The sequence below is a fragment of the Sulfuritalea sp. genome (assembly GCF_031426875.1).
In the GTDB taxonomy this organism is placed as follows: Bacteria; Pseudomonadota; Gammaproteobacteria; order Burkholderiales; family Rhodocyclaceae; genus Sulfuritalea.
Genome location: NZ_JASJPC010000003.1, coordinates 49,025 through 65,671, shown reverse-complemented (window position 1 = coordinate 65,671; position 16,647 = coordinate 49,025). Strand labels below are relative to the sequence as shown.

Below are 16,647 nucleotides of genomic sequence, written 5' to 3'. Positions count from 1 at the left end.
AAGCCTGCACACTACGATCGACACTACAAGGTAACGCCGAGATTCTCAAACTCCTCCAGTTTTCGGTAAAGACTGGAGAGCCCAATCTCAAGCTGCTGCGCAGCGACTTTGCGATCTCCGCCGCACTCTCTCAGCACGCGGAAAATAATATCAGCTTCGGCGCGCCGAACTTGCTCCCGCAAACTTCCGCTCGCAGAAGCCGCTTTCTGTTCGCGCGCCGATTTTCCACTGCGGGCCGACAGGCCGGGGGGCAGGTCGCCGATGGTAATGCGGCCTCCGTCGGCCATGATGATGGCCCGGCCGATTACATTTTCCAGTTCACGCACATTGCCTGGCCAGTGGTACTCGAGCAGGAGTTCCTCGGCTGCCGGATCAAGCTCGACGTTGGTTTCACCCTTGAGCTTCGCAGTCTGAAGGAAAAAATGTATCAAACGCAAAATATCTTCCCCGCGGTTTCGCAGCGGCGGAAGGTCGATGTGGAACTGTGAAATCCGGAAAAAAAGATCTTCCCGGAAGGTTCCCTCCGCCACCATCGCCGACAGATCCCGATTGGTCGCCACCACGATTCGCGTATCGACCTTGCGTAGCTGCTCGCCGCCGATCGGGCGGATTTCCTTGTCTTCAATCACATGCAGCATCTTGGTCTGCATGTGCAGGGGAAGCTCGCCAATCTCGTCGAGGAACAGCGTTCCCGTGTCCGCTTGGGCAAACAAGCCCTTGCGCGCTTGGGCGGCACCCGAAAAGGCTCCCTTGGTGTGTCCGAACAGTTCGCTTTCCAGAAGATTCTCGGGAATCGCGCTGCAATTCACTGGTATGAATGGCGCTTCCACCCGCAAGCTCTGATCGTGGATAAATCGTGCCAACACTCCTTTGCCGGTTCCGCTTTCGCCGGTGATCAGGACGGTGCTGTCAATTGTTGCAACCCGCGTGGCAAGCCTCTCAACGGCGGCCATGGAGGCCGAGGTAAACTTGAACCGGTCATTACCCCGTTCGCCACTGACAAATTTTCGCAGCGCTACGTTTTCAGCCTTCAAACCCAGCAATGTCTGCGCTTGACGCAATCTGTACAGTAGTTCCTCGCTGTCGACCGGCTTGACCATGTAATCCATGGCGCCGGCACGCAATGCTTCCACCGCCGTCTGTACTGAAGCGAAAGCGGTAACCATTATGAAAAGGGTCGGAACGCCGGCACTTTTCATGCTGCGCACCAGATCGACACCGTCGCCATCCTGCATCCTGATATCGCAGATCGCCACATCGATGTCGCCACGAACCAGCTTGGCCGCCGCATCCTTGACGCCGACCGCCATATCTACCGAGTACCCGGCGCGACGCACCGTGACTGCAATGATCTGCCTCAGGGCCAACTCGTCGTCTATGATCAGTACATGCATCCAGTTTCTCCTAATGTACTGTTTCAGCCGGAACCGGCAGAATGATCCGCACCGTGGCGCCCTGCCCGTAGACGGATTGCACTTCGATACCCCCTCCGTCCTGCTGCACGAGGCTGCGACACAACGATAGTCCCAATCCGGAACCTCGCCCCGGCGGCTTGGTGGTGAAATGCGTATCGAAGACCCTACCCAAGTTTTCCGAAGCAATTCCCGGGCCATTATCGGAAACGGTGAGGACCACCGAGGTATCCTCGGGCCGTGTCGAAACGACGATGGATGGCGCAAACGCCTCTCGTCCCTCCAGGGCATCGGCGGCATTGATCAACACATTCATCAATACCTGAACGATATGATCGGAAACCACAAGCAGGGCCGGCAGGTTGTCGGCGAACTCATGTTTGAGCGCTATACCGCGAAAACGCTTGTCGAAACTGATAAAGGTACACGTACTTTTGACCAAAGTATTCAAGTCGATATATGTCGGTTCGAGAGGGCGCTGCAATGAAAACTCCCCGATCTGACGGGTAATCGTCATTACCCGTCGCGCCTGCTCGAGTATCAGGTCGATCTGGTGATCGGCGCTGCGCGCCGAGTTGTTCCCCTGTTTCCGATCCAAGACCAGATTTTCGGCAAGGCCGACGATGGCGGCAAGGGGGTTGTTGATCTCATGGGCCACAGCCGCTGCCAGCGAACCCACGGCGGCCATCTTCTCGGTGTGAAAGTGCTGTTGTCGGCTCAATTCCAGTTGGTTGTCGCGAATCCTGAGTTCCGCCTCCATGTCGTTGACGGCCGACATCAAGACTCCGAGCTCGTCCTTGCGGGTCACCGTGAGCGGCGCCCCCCTGTAGCCCCTGACTATTTCGCCAGCCCGCAGCTTGACCAAACCGATATCGCGGGAAAGCCGCCTGAAAAAAAAGCTACTAACACCGCCCATCATCGCCACACCGATAATCATCAGAACGAACAGTTCGGCGGTCAAGCGCCCAAAGACATCCCGATAGCCGCTCATCACCTCCGCTTTCTGCTGGCGTATCCCAAGCGTCATACTATCGAGACGAAGCACCAGTTTATGGAATTGCTCCCGCAGGTCGGCAATCGTGGCACGCGATGGATCACGTTGCAGTTCCGCGTTCAATCGATTCAGGCTGGCAACGGGGTCGCCCAAGCCTCCGGAGGTCGCATCCATCCTGACAAGTTTCGAAATCACGCCATCGATCTCCAGATTCAGCAACCTCGCAGCGACGGCCAGGTCTTCCGAAAAGTAGTTTTCATTGATTGTCAGAATCGCATGCGAGACGGCAAAATTCAACGCCAGTTGTTGCTCTTCCTGCGCATGGACGACCTCCAACTGATTCACCGCGTCGAAGAGCAGTTTTCTTTCCCAGCCGATTATCGCCGTCGCCAGGATCAGGTATATGACCAGACCGCCGAGGACCCGGGAACCCTTCTGGGCGAAGCTTGTCCCCCACACCCCGCCTGCCTCGGAATCGGACGGTACTTGCGGATCATTGACAGAGGATTGGCCGCGCTGCGACATTGATCAAAGTACGGGTCCGTGTTCCAGAACCGTCAGGATGGAAGGTACAATTATCGAGAATGTATGATTTGTCTGCAATGCGTTCTCGACAAGGAAATCCCGATGCCCATCAAATGGGTCGCTTCGCTGGTAGTTCTCTTCGCACTTCTGCCGAACCTTCCAGCGAATGCATCGTCTCTCGACGACGCACTCAAGGCGCTGGATGCCGGTAACAGTCCCAAAGCGGTGGAGGTTCTGCTCAAGCTTGCCAACGAAGGCAACCCGCTGGCCCAGTTTCGTCTTGGCAGCCTTTATTACCATGGCCAGAGCGTCACCGAAGACGAGAACATGGCCATCTACTGGTGGAAGAAATCCGCTGCCAGCGGCAATGCCGAAGCCATGTACCAGATCGCGCATGCTTACCTGTTTGGCAGCAGTGCGGCGAAAAACGTCGCCGATCCCGACCGGGAAGCCGCCATCTGGTACTTCCAGGCGGCCAGTGCCGGCCATGCCGAAGCCGCGTACACCCTGGGGCTGCTGTTTCTCGCCGGCAAGGGCGTCGTCGAAGACCGCAACGAAGCCATGCGCTGGTTTCGCAGCGCGGCCAGCAAAGGTCATATTGAAGCACGCAAGGCGATGGAGACCGCCGACAAATCCGTCTCTCCTGTCTCTCGCGCCAAGCCGCGTCGCTGATCCTTATCCGGCTGGCGCAGCACTCTACTGCGCGATCCCCTGCCCCGCGTCACTTCACGACGCCGCGAATAGTCACCACCACGCCGCTGGCGCCCACCGTGACCGGTGCGGAAAAACCCTCGAAATCGCCGGACTTCGCCAGCGCCTCCCCGCTACGGGAGACCCGCGCGCCGATGATCACGGACTTTGCTGACGAAAGGCGCATAGTCGGCGCCATCGACATCGAGTCATCGAGCTTGAAGGCATGGGGCATCGTGGCGGGATTCATCCGCGCCATTGCCAGTGGAATTCGCGAACCATCGACGGCACGGGCAAACACGAACAAGGTGCCATCCGCCGGTAACTTGCCGACCAGTTCCGGTGCCAGCACGACCGTGCCCGAGACCGTGGCGGCAGCCGACGCAACCGGTGGCGTCACCGCGGCACCGGCGGTCGGCACCCTGCCGACTCCCATCCGGTTCTCCGCATCCGCGATGCTCTTGCCGATGCTCTGTGCCACGCTGGAATCGGGCGGGACCAAAGTCAGAATGGTGCGCCACTGCTGGATCGCCCCGCCAAAATCGCCACGCTCGAACGCCGCCGAACCGGCCAGCGCCAACGACTTGATGTGGCGCGGATCGATGCTCAGGGCGCGGGCAATGATCTTTTCCGGTTCTCCGCTGAGCTTGCGGCCCTGCGCCATGGCCATGATATCCGCGTAGTCCGCAAGCATGTTGGCGCTGGGCGACAGCAAGGTGGTCGCCCGCCCGAAGGCTGCCGCGGATTCCGGGTAGCGGCCGAGGACCGCGTAGGAGCGCCCCAGCATCAGCCAGCCTTCGCCGTCATCCGGATTGCTTTGCAGCCTTTCGGCCAGCTTGGCGGCCATGGCCTGGATCTGCTGTGGCGACAAGGCGTGATTACCCTCTGCATCCGCCGCCTGCTGCGGCTTCATGGTGTCCGGGCTACCGAGCAGGAAGTACAAACTGACGGCCAATGCCGGCAGGGCCAGGCCGATGGCCGCCGCCAGCGTCCGTTTGCGTGCCGGCGACGACGACGCTGTCGCACGCGTGGCGGCGCCGTCTTCGAGTGCGCGGCGTTCAAGCTCCGCCTGCTCCTCGACAAACAGCTCGGAATCCAGCAATCCGGCCTTGCGCTGGTCTTCGAGATCGCTCAACTGGTCGCGCAGTACGGCGATGCTCAACTGGCTGGCGCTGCCGACGCGCTGCTTGCGCTCCTTGAGCAGCAAGGGCAGCAGCAACAGCGCCAGCACTACCGCAGTCAAAAGTATGGCGACGATAACGAATGAGGTCATGGGCGATCACCCTCGCGCTTGCCCAGCAGTTGCACTGCTGCCTGGTGTTCGGTCTCCGTGAGTTCCGTTGCAGCCTGCCCGCGGCGTTTGCGCAGTTTCGCCAGCAGGAACACCAGGCTCAGGATCAGCAGCAGGAAAGGCCCGCCCCAGAGCAGCCAGGTGGTGCTCTTCACCGGCGGGCGGTAGAGCACGAAATCGCCGTAACGCTGAACCATGAACCCGATAATCTCCTTGTCATTTTTACCGGCCTTGATCATGTTGCGGATTTCCCGCTTCATGTCGCTGGAAAACGAGGACTGCGAATCCGCGATGCTTTGTCCCATGCAGGTGAGGCAGCGCAGTTCTTCGGCCAGTTTGTTGACCCGCGCCTCGACTACCGGATCGCCCATCGGCTGCGCCATGCCGTCCGCCGCCAGCGCGGGCTGAAGTCCCGGAATCAGCAGCAACACGATAAACAATCGCCGTAGCGCCAGCGCCAACTTCTGCAAGCCGGCAGACAAATTCATGATCTCCCTAACCACGCGCAAGCTCCTCCGCCAGGGGAAGAATCTTTGTCTTCAAGGCCTCCGCCGTGACCGGACCGATGTGCTTGTAGCGGATCACCCCGTTCTTGTCGACCAGAAAGGTTTCCGGCACGCCATATACGCCGAAATCGATACCGACGCGGCCGTCGGCATCGACCGCGGAGACCATGTAAGGATCACCGCCATGCTGGTTGAGCCAGTTGATCGCCGCCACCCTTTCGTCCTTGTAGTTGAGTCCGACGATGGTGATTTTCTTCTGCTGATCCAGCTCGATCAGGACGGGATGTTCCTGCCGGCAGGAAACGCACCAGGAAGCCCAGACATTGAGCAGCCAGACCTTGCCACGCAAGTCTTCGGGTCCGATCGACTTGTCGCTGGCCTGCAACTGCGCCAGGCGGAAGGCCGGTACCAGTTTGCCGATCAGCGGCGACGGAACCTCGCGCGGATTCAGGCGCAGGCCGGCGGCAAGAAAGCCCGCAAGAACGATAAAGACTGCCAGGGGAAACAGGAAACGCCGCATCAAGACTCCTTAACGTGAAATACATCGCCAAGTGCGCTGTGTCAGGTTCGAGCGCAGCGAGCGAATCAGTAGCCTCCCCCGCGAGGGGGAGGATGGGAGGGGGCGGGCCCATTTGCCAGCTTGATGCATTACGACGTTACGGAATTTCATTATGCGGGGTAGTCCATCGGAGCCATGAGCGTCACACCGTAACCGCGGCGCCGGTGTCCGCAACATCTTCACGCTGCCGAATCCGGTAGCGACGGTCCGATGCCGCCAGCAAGCCGCCCAGCGCCATCAGCAGGCAGCCGACCCAGACCCAGCTGACCAGGGGCTTGTGCTGGACGCGCACGATCCACGAGACATTGTCCACCGGCTCGCCGAGGGAAACATACAGGTCGCGAAACACATTGGTATCGATCGCCGCCTCGGTCATGGGCATTTTCTGCACGAAATACATGCGCTTTTCCGGATGCATGACGGTCACCGGAACACCGCCGCGCGTGACGTTCATCGTCGCGCGCACTGCCATGTAGTTCGGCCCGCGCCGTTCGCCGATTTCCATCAACTGGAACTCGTAGCCCCCCGCCGAGGCCTTTTCTCCCGGCTGCATTTTCACCTCGCTCGCCGTCTCATAGCCCTTGACCATGGTGACGCCGAGGATGAACACGCCAATTCCGATGTGGGCCGTCAGCATGCCCCATTTCGCCAGTGGTACGGACTTCAGCCGCTGCGCAATACTGGAATCGCCGCCGCGCTCGCGCAAATGCTCGACCAGATGGGTGAGGCTCGAAGCCACCGCCCAGAATGCGAGCAGCAGGCCGCACACCACCAACGGTGACCAGCGCCCCAGCAGCAGGGGCAGCGCAAGCGCCGCGACGACAGCGAAACCCACAGCCCAGCGCAGACGCGGCCAGAAATCGATGAGACGCGCCTGCTTCCAGCGCGCAAAGGGGCCGAGTCCCATCAGCAGCACCAGGGGCGCCATCAGGGGTGCAAAAACCGCTTCGAAATAGGGTGGCCCGACCGAAACCTTGCCCAGGCCGAGCGCATCGAGAAACAGCGGATATAGCGTCCCAAGGAAGACCGCGCCGGCCGCCACGACCAGCAGCACGTTATTGACCAGCAGGAAGGTCTCGCGCGACAGCAGTTCGAACTTGCCGCCCAGGCCGACCGATGGCGCGCGCCACGCATACAGCAGCAGGGAAATGCCGATCACCGCCACCAGGAAGCCGAGGATGAACACGCCGCGTTTCGGATCGGTGGCGAAGGCATGCACCGAGGTCAGCACGCCCGAGCGGACCAGGAAAGTACCCAGCAACGAGAGCGAGAAGGCCATGATCGCCAGCAGCACCGTCCAGTTCTTGAAGCCGCCGCGTTTCTCGGTCACCGCCAGGGAGTGGATCAGCGCCGTGCCGACCAGCCAGGGCATGAAGGATGCATTTTCGACCGGATCCCAGAACCACCAGCCGCCCCAGCCCAGTTCGTAATAGGCCCACCAGGAACCGATTGCGATGCCCAGGGTCAGGAACAGCCAGGCCACCGTGGTCCACGGACGCGACCAGCGCGCCCAGGCGGCATCCAGGCGCCCCGAAATCAACGCGGAAATGGCAAAGGCAAAGGCCACCGCAAATCCTACGTAACCGATATACAGCAGCGGCGGATGGATCGCCATGCCGGGATCCTGCAGCAGCGGATTCAGGTCGCGGCCATCCATGGCAGCCGGCAGCAGGCGCTCGAAAGGATTCGACGTCAGCAGCAGGAACAGCACGAAGCCGACCGTGATCAACCCCATCACCCCCAGCGCATTGGCCACCGTCTGCAGGGGCAGGCGCTGGGAGAACGCCGCCACCGCCACCGTCCACAGCGACAGGATGAATACCCAGAGCAGCATCGAGCCTTCATGACCGCCCCAAACCGCCGTGACCTTGTAGAACGTGGGCAGCATCGAGTTCGAGTTCTGGGCGACGTAGAGCACCGAAAAATCGTTGGTGACAAAGGCCGTGACCAGACAGGAAAAGGCCGTCAACATCACCAGAAACTGTGCCGCTGCCGCGGGCCGCGCCATGCCCATCAGGCGCACGTCGCCGCGCAGGCTGCCGACGATGGGCACGATCCCCTGCACCAGGGCCACCGCCAGCGCGAGGATCAACGAAAACTGACCAAGTTCAGGGAACATTCAATTACTCCGCGTGCAGGTTGGATTGCAGGGGCAAACCTTGTTGGACCGGCGACTTAGACGCAAACGGCGTGCCAGCGGCTACTTGGGAACGGACTTGGTGCGCGCATCCCGCGTCAGGCGATCGCGCCATTCCCATACCGCGGCCTCGCCGCGGCGGCGAAACGGATCGTCGGCCTGTGCCCGGTGCAGCCAGGCCTCCATCGATTCCAGCGCGCCACGGTAGTCGCCAAGTCCCTCGTAAGCCTCCGCCATCCCATAGTAGGCATTCAGCTGATTGCGATTGAGGGCGGTGGCGCCGTCAAAGAATTCAAGGGCTTCCTTATAGCGTTTCTGTCCCAGCATGGCAAACCCCATGTTGACGTGGGCTTCCGGCATGGTCGGCGCCAGTTGCAATACGCGGTGGAATGCGGTGGTCGCATGCTCGTACTGCTTGGCGTGCAGCATCACCACGCCCTGCTTGAAGCGGGTATCGATCTCCTCGTTGCGCTTCTGGGCGACATGTGCCTGGAGATCGGGCCGGTCGCCCTGGTTGATCCATCGATCGAGAAAGTATCCGCCGCCGACCACCAGGAGCACCGTCGCCACCAGGCCGATGATCCTGGCGTCGCGGCTGCGCCTTGCCGACAGCGTGGACTCAGCCATGGCGCACCGCCCGCGGAGAAAATGCGGGCCAAAGATGGCGCAGCACCAGCACCAGGAACATCAGGATGCCGATCGTCGCCAGGCTGCCGCCCAGGCCGAGAACCATGCGCGACAAAGCTTCGACGCTGAATTCGACGCCGACGTTGCCGGCCATCTTGCGCGGCGCGCCCATCAGGCCGGCGCCGGCCAGCCCGGACATCATCAGCAGAATGCCATAGCCATAGAGACGCAGTTGCAGATCGATGCGCGGCCGGGGCGGCATGGCATAGCCCAGCGCCGGCAGAACGCCATAGGTGAGGCCCATGAAGGCCAGCGTCACCGCCCCGATGGTGCCGTGGTAGTGCGCGGTGACGAGGGTGGTCTGGCCGTCGATCACGGCGCCCAGCACGATCCCGGAGACCAGCAGCAACATGGACAGGGACAGACCCGTGGCGGGCACTGCCCGCTGGCGCCAATGCAGGATCAGCAGGAGGCCGCCGAGAAACAAGGGCACTTCCCAACTGGTCCATTGCATCAGGTGTGTGAAGGCCGAGAAATACTCGGTAGTCGCCGCACTCAGTGGCAGCGGCGGCAGCAGCGCCAGCAGCAAGGGTGCCGCGAGCGCCGGCAGCGCGCCCAGCAGCAGCAGGAACTTGAGCGTTCGGCCGGAAGGCAATGCCAGCCTGGGCGAGCAAAGCCCCAGCCAGGCCAACAGCATCAGGGTCGTCAGGCAAAACTGCCAGACATGGCCCGCGCCCCAGAACAGGGCTTCAAAAAAGGCGTGCCCGCCCAAGGCGGCGGGCATCGTCGCATAGGCATGGATAAGTACCGCCAGCGCTGTCAGCACCACGGCCGCCGCCAGAAACAGGCCGAGGCGCAGGACATCGGGCCAGGAGTTGGCGCTGGCGACACGGCGCAGGTCGAAGTTCGCCCCCTCCGTGGCCACCGCCAGGGCCACCATCAGCACAGCGACGCCGTAAATCCCCAGCCCGGCAAGAAACCACGGGCTGTCGAGCACGGGAATGTAATTGCTCATGAGCGGACGAATCGCGCCGAGCACCGGGGAAAGCGCCATCAACAGGGCGCCCAGGGCGCCCAGCGCGAGTGCGGTCCATTGCCACGCACCCGGTGCGCGGCGCGCGCCGAGGCTCCACAGCGTGCCGGCAAAGGCCATGAACCAGACCCATTGCGAAAGATCGACATGCAGGGTCAGCGCCACGCGATAGAACTCGGTTCCCGGAAACAGGGAACCCAGCCCCGGAACCCGCGCCATCACGATCAGGATCGCGAACAGGCTGGATGCCGCCACCGCTGCCGTGGCCAGCAACAGCCAGCCGAGGGCCAGATGCGCCGCAGCCTCGTCCCGCTCCGGCGCCAGCATGTGCTCCAGCCTCATGACCAATCGATCCTCATACCGCGCCCTTGTGCGGCGATTCCGAAATGAAGGGAACGCCGAAGAAGGTCAGGAAGGCGAAGACGAACACGCCGAGGATCATCCAAGAGCCCACGGCCGGGGAACTCTTCATGGTCAGGCGCCAGTGCAGGGCGAAGGCCAGCATGATCCAGGTGATGAAGGACCAGGTTTCGAGCGGATCCCAGGCCCAGTAGCGACCCCAGGCATCCTGTGCCCAGATCGCGCCGGAAATCAGCATCAGGGTCTGGAAGATGATGCCCAGCGCCATGAAGCGGTATGCCAGGTCGTCGAGGCGTTCGTCGGCGGGCAGCTTCTCGAAGCGCGAAAGCCCGATGCCGGCCCGGCGCAGCAGGATGATGCCGGCCATGCCCACCGCCACCAGCACGGTGCCGAGAAAAACCTTGGACAGGCCGACATGGATATACAGCCAGGGCGTGCGGAAGGTTTGCGGGAAATGCCCCTCGTGCGTGCTGGAAAGCGTCATCCAGCCGAGCATGACGAAAATTATCGGCATCACCACCGCCGCGGTCCCCCGGATCGGCGGGTAGCGCCAATAGGCCAGCGCGAAGATCAGCCCGAAGCTCCAGACATTGCTCGCCAAGACCTCGAACATGGTGATGAAAGGCCCGTGCCCCAGGCGCTCCCAGCGCAAGCCCAGCGAAACGCTGAGCAATGCCGTGCCGAGCACCAGCGTGCCGAGCACGAAGCGATGCGGCGACTTTTTCAGCACCACGCCAAAAATCGCCACCACGCCGGAGAGCACATAGGCCACCACCGCCACCCAGAGAATCTGCAGTTCGCGCTGTTCCATATTTTGGGAATCACCCTGCGGACCGGACAGAGGCGGCCTCGGCCAAAACGGGGAGGCGGTAAGATATCGCGGGTGCCAGACTCATCAAATCAAGGATTGTCAAATATGGGAAAACGTTTATCGGCCTCAGCCGTCAGGAAAAGCCTTGCTGGCACCTGCCTACTGACCGCGGTGCTGATGTTCGGTTCCACGGCCGGCCGCGCGCAGGAAACGACAAGCACAAACCTTACCAGCAATTGTAGCGAATGCCATGGCACCGACGGCCTCGGTTTCAAGCCCGGCATACCGCATCTCAACGGCCAGTCCGAGTTCCTGCTGACGAACATGATCAATGCCTTCCGGGAAGGCAAGCGATCGACCAAGGTGAAGGACCACCGCGACATCCCCGCCGCCGCCGTCGCGCCGCTGGCCAGGCACTACGCGCAGCAAAAGGCGCAGCGTCCCAAATCGGCGACCAGTCCGGAACTCGTCGCCGGCGGCGAAGCGCTCTATCTCAAGCGCTGCGCCGACTGCCATCTGGACAACGGGCGCGACTCGGACAAGGAAGCGCCGCTGACCGCCGCCCAGGACCTGAAATATCTGATCGCGCAGACGCTGGCCTACAGCGCCGGCGAGCGAAAGTTTCCCTACCTGATGGACGAGGCCTACCGGGGTTTGAGCGAAGCCGACCTGACCGCGATTGCGCACTTCTTCGCGGCCCAGGATCAGGAAGCCCCGCAGCAGAAGCGCCGCCGCCGCCGCTGAGCGTCGCCCGCGGCTATCCGGCCTGCCAGGGCTTGAGCGCGAACTTGCGCCAGAAATGCCAGGCCAGCGCCAGCACCGCCAGGGCGCAGGCCGCGAGCAGCCAGGGCATGGTCCAGTCGTAGAACACGTTGTAACCCATCCAGGTGGTCAAGCCGACATAGACCAGGCGGCCCGCAGGAACCAGGACCGATTCGCCGGGTTTCAGGATCGCCACCCGCCACGGAAATTCGATGCTGACATCGTGCCGGTCCGGCAGGCGAAAGCCGCTGGCGGCTGCCGGATCGATCAACTGCCCGGGTATGTTGAGCCTGACGCGAAGCTCCTCCGTTCCCAGGCGCCAGGTGGTTGACTGGTCATCCTTGTTGACCGGGTAACTGGGAAAAATGACCGAGCCCAATTGGCTTTCGCCTTGCTGCGGCTCCCAGCGGAACAAGGCGGCAAAGCCCTTGTTCGACGATGTATAGAAGCGGTAGCCGCGGATCACCAGCGGTACCTGGTCGCCGATTTCCTCAGTGTGTGGGATTCCCGCCTCGTCGCGCCATCGCACCTGGTTCACGGTCGCGTCGCGCTGCAGGCCCGGCTTGTACTGAATCGTGAAACCGAGGCTCTCGAAATGCAGTGCGTCCCTGGCGCCCGAGTGCCAGGGACCGGCCTCGACGCGCTCCAGGGACAGGTGCTCGCCGCCCGTAACGACTTCGGTGGTGGCCCGCAGATAGGTAAGCCGACCGATGGCGACCAGGACGATGATCGCCAGCAAGGCCAGATGAAACACCAGCAGGGGCAGTTGCCGGCGGAAGGTCCGGTTGCTCAGCACCGCGGCGAGGAGATTGATCGACAGCAGGGACAAGGGCAGGACCAGCGGCAGGGTCGCGTCCGCCTCGCCCTCGTGGTCGTAGATATAGACGACGGCCGCCAGCAACAGCAGCAGGCTGAACAGGGTCAGGCGCAGCGAGGCCAGCAGCGCAAGCAGGCGCGACTTGGGCGGCAGGTTTTCCGCCGCCAGGTCGCCGGCCGCCAGCGGGGCTTCGCGCTCAGTCGACAAAGGCTTGCACTCCCTCGGCCGCCTGCGGCGCGGAGGCATCGCGCCGCGCCATGTAGCGCAGCCGCCCCAGCGCTGCCGCGATGCCTGCCGGGTGGCAGTAATGACGCCAGCAGCGACGCGCATGTGGAAGCACGAAACCGGCGCGCAGGTAATAGCGCCGATAGAAATCGCGCTGCAGCCCGGGCAGCGCATCGGCCGCAATCGCGGCAGCGGTGTTGAGGCTCGGACCATAGTGATAGGCTCCCCCGGCATCCCGCAGCGGCGCCGGCAAATCCTGCCACCACGGTATATCCGGATAGCTGCGGAAAATCTGCACCTGGACGTAGTCCGGCGCCAGTTCCTGCGCCCAGCGCAGCGTGGCCTCGACCTCGTCCGCGGTCTGGGTCGGCAAACCGACCAAAAACAGACCGACCGACCCGATGCCTTGCCGCTTCAGGCGCGCGAGCCCCTGTTCCGTCTGCAGTTTCCACGCGGCGCCGTGCCGGGCCTTGCCCATCGATTCCAGCAGCCGCGGCGTCACGGTCTCGATGCCGAGCTTCAACAGGCGGGCTCCGGCGGCAGCGGCGGCGGCGACGCGCTCCTCGTCCAGTTCGTCCGGGCGCGCATTGGCGATCCAGGGTGCCGCAATATTGCGCCGGACCAGTTCGTCGCAGATCGCGAGGAAATGGCGCCGGTCGACGAAAAACGTATCGTCCTCGAAGGCGATCGCCTCGGCGCCGGCCGCGAGCTGCGCCGCGATCTCGTCGGCCACCTGCGCCGGATCGCGCGTGCGCAGCCGGTCGCCCGAACTCTTGCGCACTACGGTCGAGCAATGGCGGCAGCGATGCGGGCAGCCGCTGGCGCTGAGGACATAGGCCCAGCGGCGCAACGGCTTGCCCGGCAGCGGAAAGGGAAAGGCGAAGGCCGTCATTTCGGCAGCCGAAAATACCGGGCGCGGCAAGCACTCCGGGGCGGCCGCCGCGAAGTGGTGGCCCTGCTCGAACTGCCGCCAGTACCCCTGCCGCGAAAAATTATCATCGTCCAGCAGACGCGGCAGCAGGGCCAGAAGTTCCTCTTCGGCATCGCCGGCCAGCGCCAGGTCGAAGGCTTCGCGCCAGCGCAAGGCCGGCGCGCGCATGACATGCGAGACCTGCTGGCCGATGGCGATGGTCAGCACGCCGGCATGACGCAGACTGAGCGCGCACTCGATGGCTTCCGGCAGGCACCAGGTCTCGGCCTTGATCACCGCGATGCGGGGCCGCGCCGCCAGCGCACCGGCCACCCAGGCCTGCGGCCCCCCCGGCAGCAGCCAGCCATCGACCAGCGTCGCCGCCATCCCGTGTGCGGCCTTGAGCCCGGCTTCGAGAATCTTCAAGTCGAGCGCGGGATGCAAATGGCGCGGGTGCCCGCCGCTGCCCTCGACACGATCCACGCGCAAGAGGACGACGCCGTTCATGGCCGGCTCACCGCGGCAAGAATCTCGCCCATGCGCCGCAGTCGCGCCGCATCGATGCCGAGATGCAGCGGGATCGCCACGGCCTCGGCAAACACCTGCGCAGCGCCGGGGCAATCGGTCTGGCCCAGCATCGGCGCAACGTCGTCGAGCACCTCGCCGTGAATCGCCAGATCGAGGCCCAGCGCCTGCGCACGCCGACGCAGCCGCGGCAGGTCGCCCGAGTAGCGCGCAACGAAGTTGTAGGCCGCCGGCTCGCCGCAACGCGCCCGCGCCTGTGCAGCGAATTCCGGCGGCAGACCGGCCGCCAGTTCGCCCCACAGCAGGTTCAAATGCCGATTGCGCTGCGCCAGCCCGGCGAGCCGCCGCAGCCCGCGGCGCGCCTGAAAGCCGCTGAAGGCGACGTCGGCCGGCCGCACCCGGTCATGCAGGCCGCGGTAGAACTGCTCAAAGCCGCCGGCCTCTTGCTCGCGAAACATCATGCGCGCAGCCAGCCCGTAGGCCGGACTGCGCACCGCAAATTCTTCAAGACACTTGATCAGCGCCTTGCGCGCGGCGGGCCAGGCGTTGTAACGGCGCCGGTCGAGATGCGCCGCTGCCGCGGCCTGCAGTTCGCTGCTCGCCGTCGCCAGCAGTCCGCCGCCGAAGGCCGCCACCGGCTTGGCCACTTCGAGGCTGAACAGCGCCGCACTGCCGAAGCTTCCGGCCGGTCGGCCGTCGATGCGGGCACCGAAGGCATGGGCACAGTCCTCGATCAGCGGCAAGCCATGCTGTGCCGCCACCGCGGCAATGCCGCGGATGTCGCAGGGTGCGCCGAATACGTGCAGGGCCACCACGGCGCGGGTGCGCGCGGTGATGGCGCGCGCCACGCTCTGCGGCGTGACCGCAAACGTGTCCACGTCGACATCGGCGGCCACCGGACGCAGGCCTCGGCCCTGCAGCCTGACGATCAATTCACCGAGGGTGTAGGCGGGAACCACCAGTTCGTCGCCGACGCCGATGCCGAGGCCGTCGAGGATCAGGTCGAGCGCATCGCGTCCGCTGGCCGTGGCGCGCACCCATAGCCCGCCGAGCATCGCGGAGGCCTGGTGCTCGAATGCGCGCACCTGCGCCGCCGCTGCGTCCGGGCTGTCGCCGATGCCGCCCAGCAGGTCGCCGATGTCGGCCCGGCCGATGTCGATGCGCCGCCGCGGAATCATGCCGAATACATGGCCGTGAATGCTCAAGAGTTGGCGCTGGCGACACGGCGATCGCGCTCGCCTGCGGCGTCCAGCACGATCCCGACTTCGGCCAGCACGCTCTCGACGCTGATCGCCTGCATGCACAGATTGTTCTCGCAGCTGCTGCGGCGCTGGTTGGCGAGGCGGATGCAGGGCGAGCACGGCAGGCCGGCATACAGCGCGCGCGCCTGACCCAGCGGCCGATACAGCAACGGCGTCTCGGGACCGAACAGGACCAGGCTCGGCGTCTGCGTCAGCGACGCGACATGGGCCGGGCCGGAATCGTTGCTCACCAGCAGGCGGGTTTGCGCAAACAAGGCCGGCAGTTCGACGATCGACAGCGCACCGGCCAGGCTGGCGCAGCGCGGCGAAGCCACCGCCGTCGCCATCGCCTGCACCGTCGCGGCTTCGGCCGGCGCCCCGATGATGCCGATGCACAGCTGCGGATATCGCTCCAGCAGTCGGCACGCCAGCTCGATGTAGCGCTGCAGCGGCCAGCGTCGTTGCGGCAGCAGATCGCCGGCATTGGGATTGAGCAGCAGCAGGCCGCCGGCACCGCCCGGAAAACATTTCGCCAGCAAGGCGCCCACCCGCTCGCCGCCCGCCGCAGCGGTCGCCGCGGACACCGCGGGCAGCCGCGCGCGCCATGCCTGTTCGGCCTGCGCCGGCTGCGGCGGCATTTCGTTGGGAAGCAGCGCCGCCGCCAGCGCAAGGCAGTTTTCGCTCATGTGCCGGTCGTTGCGATACGGCACGGGCAGGCTGTGCAGGCGGCCGCGATAGGCGCCCGCCTGCGTGTAGCCGGCACGCAGGCGAGCGCCGGCGAGCCAGCCGAGCAGTGCCGAAAAACGCGAACAGGGCTCGAAGTCGATCGCCGCATCGAAGCGCAGAGTCCAGGCCCAGCGCAGGAAACGCAGAAAGTCAGCGGCGAAAATCCACGGATTCTGCGTACGCCAGAGGAACACCCGGTCGGCGGGCGCCAGGCCCGCCACCGCCAGGCAGTCGCCGTTGCGCGCAAAGCTGACGAACCAGGGCTGCACGCCGCGCGCCTGCAGCCAATGCACGGCGGGAGCGGCCAGCACCAGGCTGCCCATTTCGGCGAGCTGGATGCACAACACCCGCCGCGGCCGCGCGCTGGCGGCCGATGCCCGCCGATTGCGCCAGCGCGCGCCCAGCGACAGCAGAAAGCACAGCGGAACGCCGAGCCAGCGGTCCAGCCAGCGCATGGTGTCGGTGCTCATCGCCCTGTCTCGCGCCTCATGTCGCC

15 protein-coding genes are annotated in these 16,647 nt (G+C 64.1%); 2 read left to right on the top strand and 13 right to left on the bottom strand.

Annotation, left to right across the window (positions count from 1 at the left end; all coding sequences use genetic code 11):
- Positions 1-23: 23 nt before the first annotated feature.
- Positions 24-1,394 carry a sigma-54 dependent transcriptional regulator gene (locus RMO95_RS01270; RefSeq protein ID WP_310448770.1) on the bottom strand — a complete coding sequence of 457 codons (1,371 nt, stop codon included), beginning with the start codon at positions 1,392-1,394 and terminating at the stop codon, positions 24-26.
- A gap of 10 nt (positions 1,395-1,404) precedes the next feature.
- On the bottom strand, positions 1,405-2,931 hold the full coding sequence (locus RMO95_RS01265; protein ID WP_310448769.1) for an ATP-binding protein: 1,527 nt from the start codon (positions 2,929-2,931) through the stop codon (positions 1,405-1,407).
- A gap of 102 nt (positions 2,932-3,033) precedes the next feature.
- On the opposite strand from RMO95_RS01265, the gene RMO95_RS01260 reads away from it, so the two are divergent.
- Positions 3,034-3,603, top strand: a complete 570-nt coding sequence (locus RMO95_RS01260) for a tetratricopeptide repeat protein (RefSeq protein ID WP_310448768.1) — start codon at positions 3,034-3,036, stop codon at positions 3,601-3,603.
- 49 nt (positions 3,604-3,652) lie between these two features.
- Here the strand turns inward: RMO95_RS01260 and ccmI are convergent, their stop codons facing one another.
- The 7 genes from ccmI to ccsA all read right to left on the bottom strand — a co-directional run bounded on the left by ccmI (position 3,653) and on the right by ccsA (position 10,945).
- Entirely contained in the window at positions 3,653-4,894 is a 1,242-nt protein-coding gene (ccmI, locus tag RMO95_RS01255; RefSeq protein WP_310448767.1) for a c-type cytochrome biogenesis protein CcmI, read from the bottom strand.
- Positions 4,891-5,400 carry a cytochrome c-type biogenesis protein gene (locus tag RMO95_RS01250; protein WP_310448766.1) on the bottom strand — a complete coding sequence of 170 codons (510 nt, stop codon included), beginning with the start codon at positions 5,398-5,400 and terminating at the stop codon, positions 4,891-4,893. Before RMO95_RS01250 ends, ccmI begins: the two co-directional genes overlap by 4 nt.
- A gap of 7 nt (positions 5,401-5,407) precedes the next feature.
- Positions 5,408-5,938, bottom strand: a complete 531-nt coding sequence (locus tag RMO95_RS01245) for a DsbE family thiol:disulfide interchange protein (protein ID WP_310448765.1) — start codon at positions 5,936-5,938, stop codon at positions 5,408-5,410.
- 181 nt (positions 5,939-6,119) lie between these two features.
- Positions 6,120-8,096 (bottom strand): heme lyase CcmF/NrfE family subunit, encoded by a 1,977-nt coding sequence (locus RMO95_RS01240; RefSeq protein ID WP_310448764.1) that lies wholly within the window; start codon positions 8,094-8,096, stop codon positions 6,120-6,122.
- An 81-nt stretch (positions 8,097-8,177) separates the two neighbouring features.
- Positions 8,178-8,741: a tetratricopeptide repeat protein gene (locus RMO95_RS01235; protein WP_310448763.1), complete on the bottom strand. Its 564-nt coding sequence runs from the start codon at positions 8,739-8,741 to the stop codon at positions 8,178-8,180.
- On the bottom strand, positions 8,734-10,116 hold the full coding sequence (locus RMO95_RS01230; RefSeq protein WP_310448762.1) for a cbb3-type cytochrome c oxidase subunit I: 1,383 nt from the start codon (positions 10,114-10,116) through the stop codon (positions 8,734-8,736). The genes RMO95_RS01235 and RMO95_RS01230 overlap by 8 nt, the downstream gene beginning before the upstream one ends.
- A gap of 13 nt (positions 10,117-10,129) precedes the next feature.
- Positions 10,130-10,945: a cytochrome c biogenesis protein CcsA gene (gene ccsA, locus RMO95_RS01225; RefSeq protein WP_310448761.1), complete on the bottom strand. Its 816-nt coding sequence runs from the start codon at positions 10,943-10,945 to the stop codon at positions 10,130-10,132.
- Positions 10,946-11,050: 105 nt separating this feature from the next.
- On the opposite strand from ccsA, the gene RMO95_RS01220 reads away from it, so the two are divergent.
- Positions 11,051-11,689: a hypothetical protein gene (locus tag RMO95_RS01220; RefSeq protein WP_310448760.1), complete on the top strand. Its 639-nt coding sequence runs from the start codon at positions 11,051-11,053 to the stop codon at positions 11,687-11,689.
- A 13-nt stretch (positions 11,690-11,702) separates the two neighbouring features.
- Here RMO95_RS01220 and RMO95_RS01215 read toward each other — a convergent pair whose 3' ends face one another.
- From RMO95_RS01215 to RMO95_RS01200, 4 genes are read right to left on the bottom strand one after another with little or no spacing between them, the layout of a single operon-like run.
- Positions 11,703-12,731: a cytochrome c biogenesis protein ResB gene (locus RMO95_RS01215; protein ID WP_310448759.1), complete on the bottom strand. Its 1,029-nt coding sequence runs from the start codon at positions 12,729-12,731 to the stop codon at positions 11,703-11,705.
- Positions 12,721-14,166 carry a radical SAM protein gene (locus RMO95_RS01210; RefSeq protein WP_310448758.1) on the bottom strand — a complete coding sequence of 482 codons (1,446 nt, stop codon included), beginning with the start codon at positions 14,164-14,166 and terminating at the stop codon, positions 12,721-12,723. Before RMO95_RS01210 ends, RMO95_RS01215 begins: the two co-directional genes overlap by 11 nt.
- Complete coding sequence (locus RMO95_RS01205) at positions 14,163-15,389, bottom strand: DegT/DnrJ/EryC1/StrS family aminotransferase (protein WP_310448757.1); 1,227 nt, start codon at positions 15,387-15,389, stop codon at positions 14,163-14,165. Before RMO95_RS01205 ends, RMO95_RS01210 begins: the two co-directional genes overlap by 4 nt.
- A complete protein-coding gene (locus RMO95_RS01200; RefSeq protein ID WP_310448756.1) occupies positions 15,386-16,621 on the bottom strand; it encodes a glycosyltransferase family 9 protein in 1,236 nt (411 codons plus the stop codon). The genes RMO95_RS01205 and RMO95_RS01200 overlap by 4 nt, the downstream gene beginning before the upstream one ends.
- Positions 16,622-16,647: the final 26 nt, after the last annotated feature.

Excerpts from the sequence above, each read along its gene's own strand:
- ccmI (WP_310448767.1), bottom strand. The coding sequence starts at position 4,894 with ATGACCTCATTCGTTATCGTCGCCATACTTTTGACTGCGGTAGTGCTG.
- RMO95_RS01260 (WP_310448768.1), top strand. The coding sequence starts at position 3,034 with ATGCCCATCAAATGGGTCGCTTCGCTGGTAGTTCTCTTCGCACTTCTG.
- RMO95_RS01210 (WP_310448758.1), bottom strand. The coding sequence starts at position 14,166 with ATGAACGGCGTCGTCCTCTTGCGCGTGGATCGTGTCGAGGGCAGCGGC.
- RMO95_RS01240 (WP_310448764.1), bottom strand. The coding sequence starts at position 8,096 with ATGTTCCCTGAACTTGGTCAGTTTTCGTTGATCCTCGCGCTGGCGGTG.
- RMO95_RS01220 (WP_310448760.1), top strand. The coding sequence starts at position 11,051 with ATGGGAAAACGTTTATCGGCCTCAGCCGTCAGGAAAAGCCTTGCTGGC.
- RMO95_RS01270 (WP_310448770.1), bottom strand. The coding sequence starts at position 1,394 with ATGCATGTACTGATCATAGACGACGAGTTGGCCCTGAGGCAGATCATT.
- RMO95_RS01265 (WP_310448769.1), bottom strand. The coding sequence starts at position 2,931 with ATGTCGCAGCGCGGCCAATCCTCTGTCAATGATCCGCAAGTACCGTCC.
- RMO95_RS01230 (WP_310448762.1), bottom strand. The coding sequence starts at position 10,116 with ATGAGGCTGGAGCACATGCTGGCGCCGGAGCGGGACGAGGCTGCGGCG.
- RMO95_RS01245 (WP_310448765.1), bottom strand. The coding sequence starts at position 5,938 with ATGCGGCGTTTCCTGTTTCCCCTGGCAGTCTTTATCGTTCTTGCGGGC.
- RMO95_RS01250 (WP_310448766.1), bottom strand. The coding sequence starts at position 5,400 with ATGAATTTGTCTGCCGGCTTGCAGAAGTTGGCGCTGGCGCTACGGCGA.
- RMO95_RS01200 (WP_310448756.1), bottom strand. The coding sequence starts at position 16,621 with ATGAGCACCGACACCATGCGCTGGCTGGACCGCTGGCTCGGCGTTCCG.
- ccsA (WP_310448761.1), bottom strand. The coding sequence starts at position 10,945 with ATGGAACAGCGCGAACTGCAGATTCTCTGGGTGGCGGTGGTGGCCTAT.
- RMO95_RS01235 (WP_310448763.1), bottom strand. The coding sequence starts at position 8,741 with ATGGCTGAGTCCACGCTGTCGGCAAGGCGCAGCCGCGACGCCAGGATC.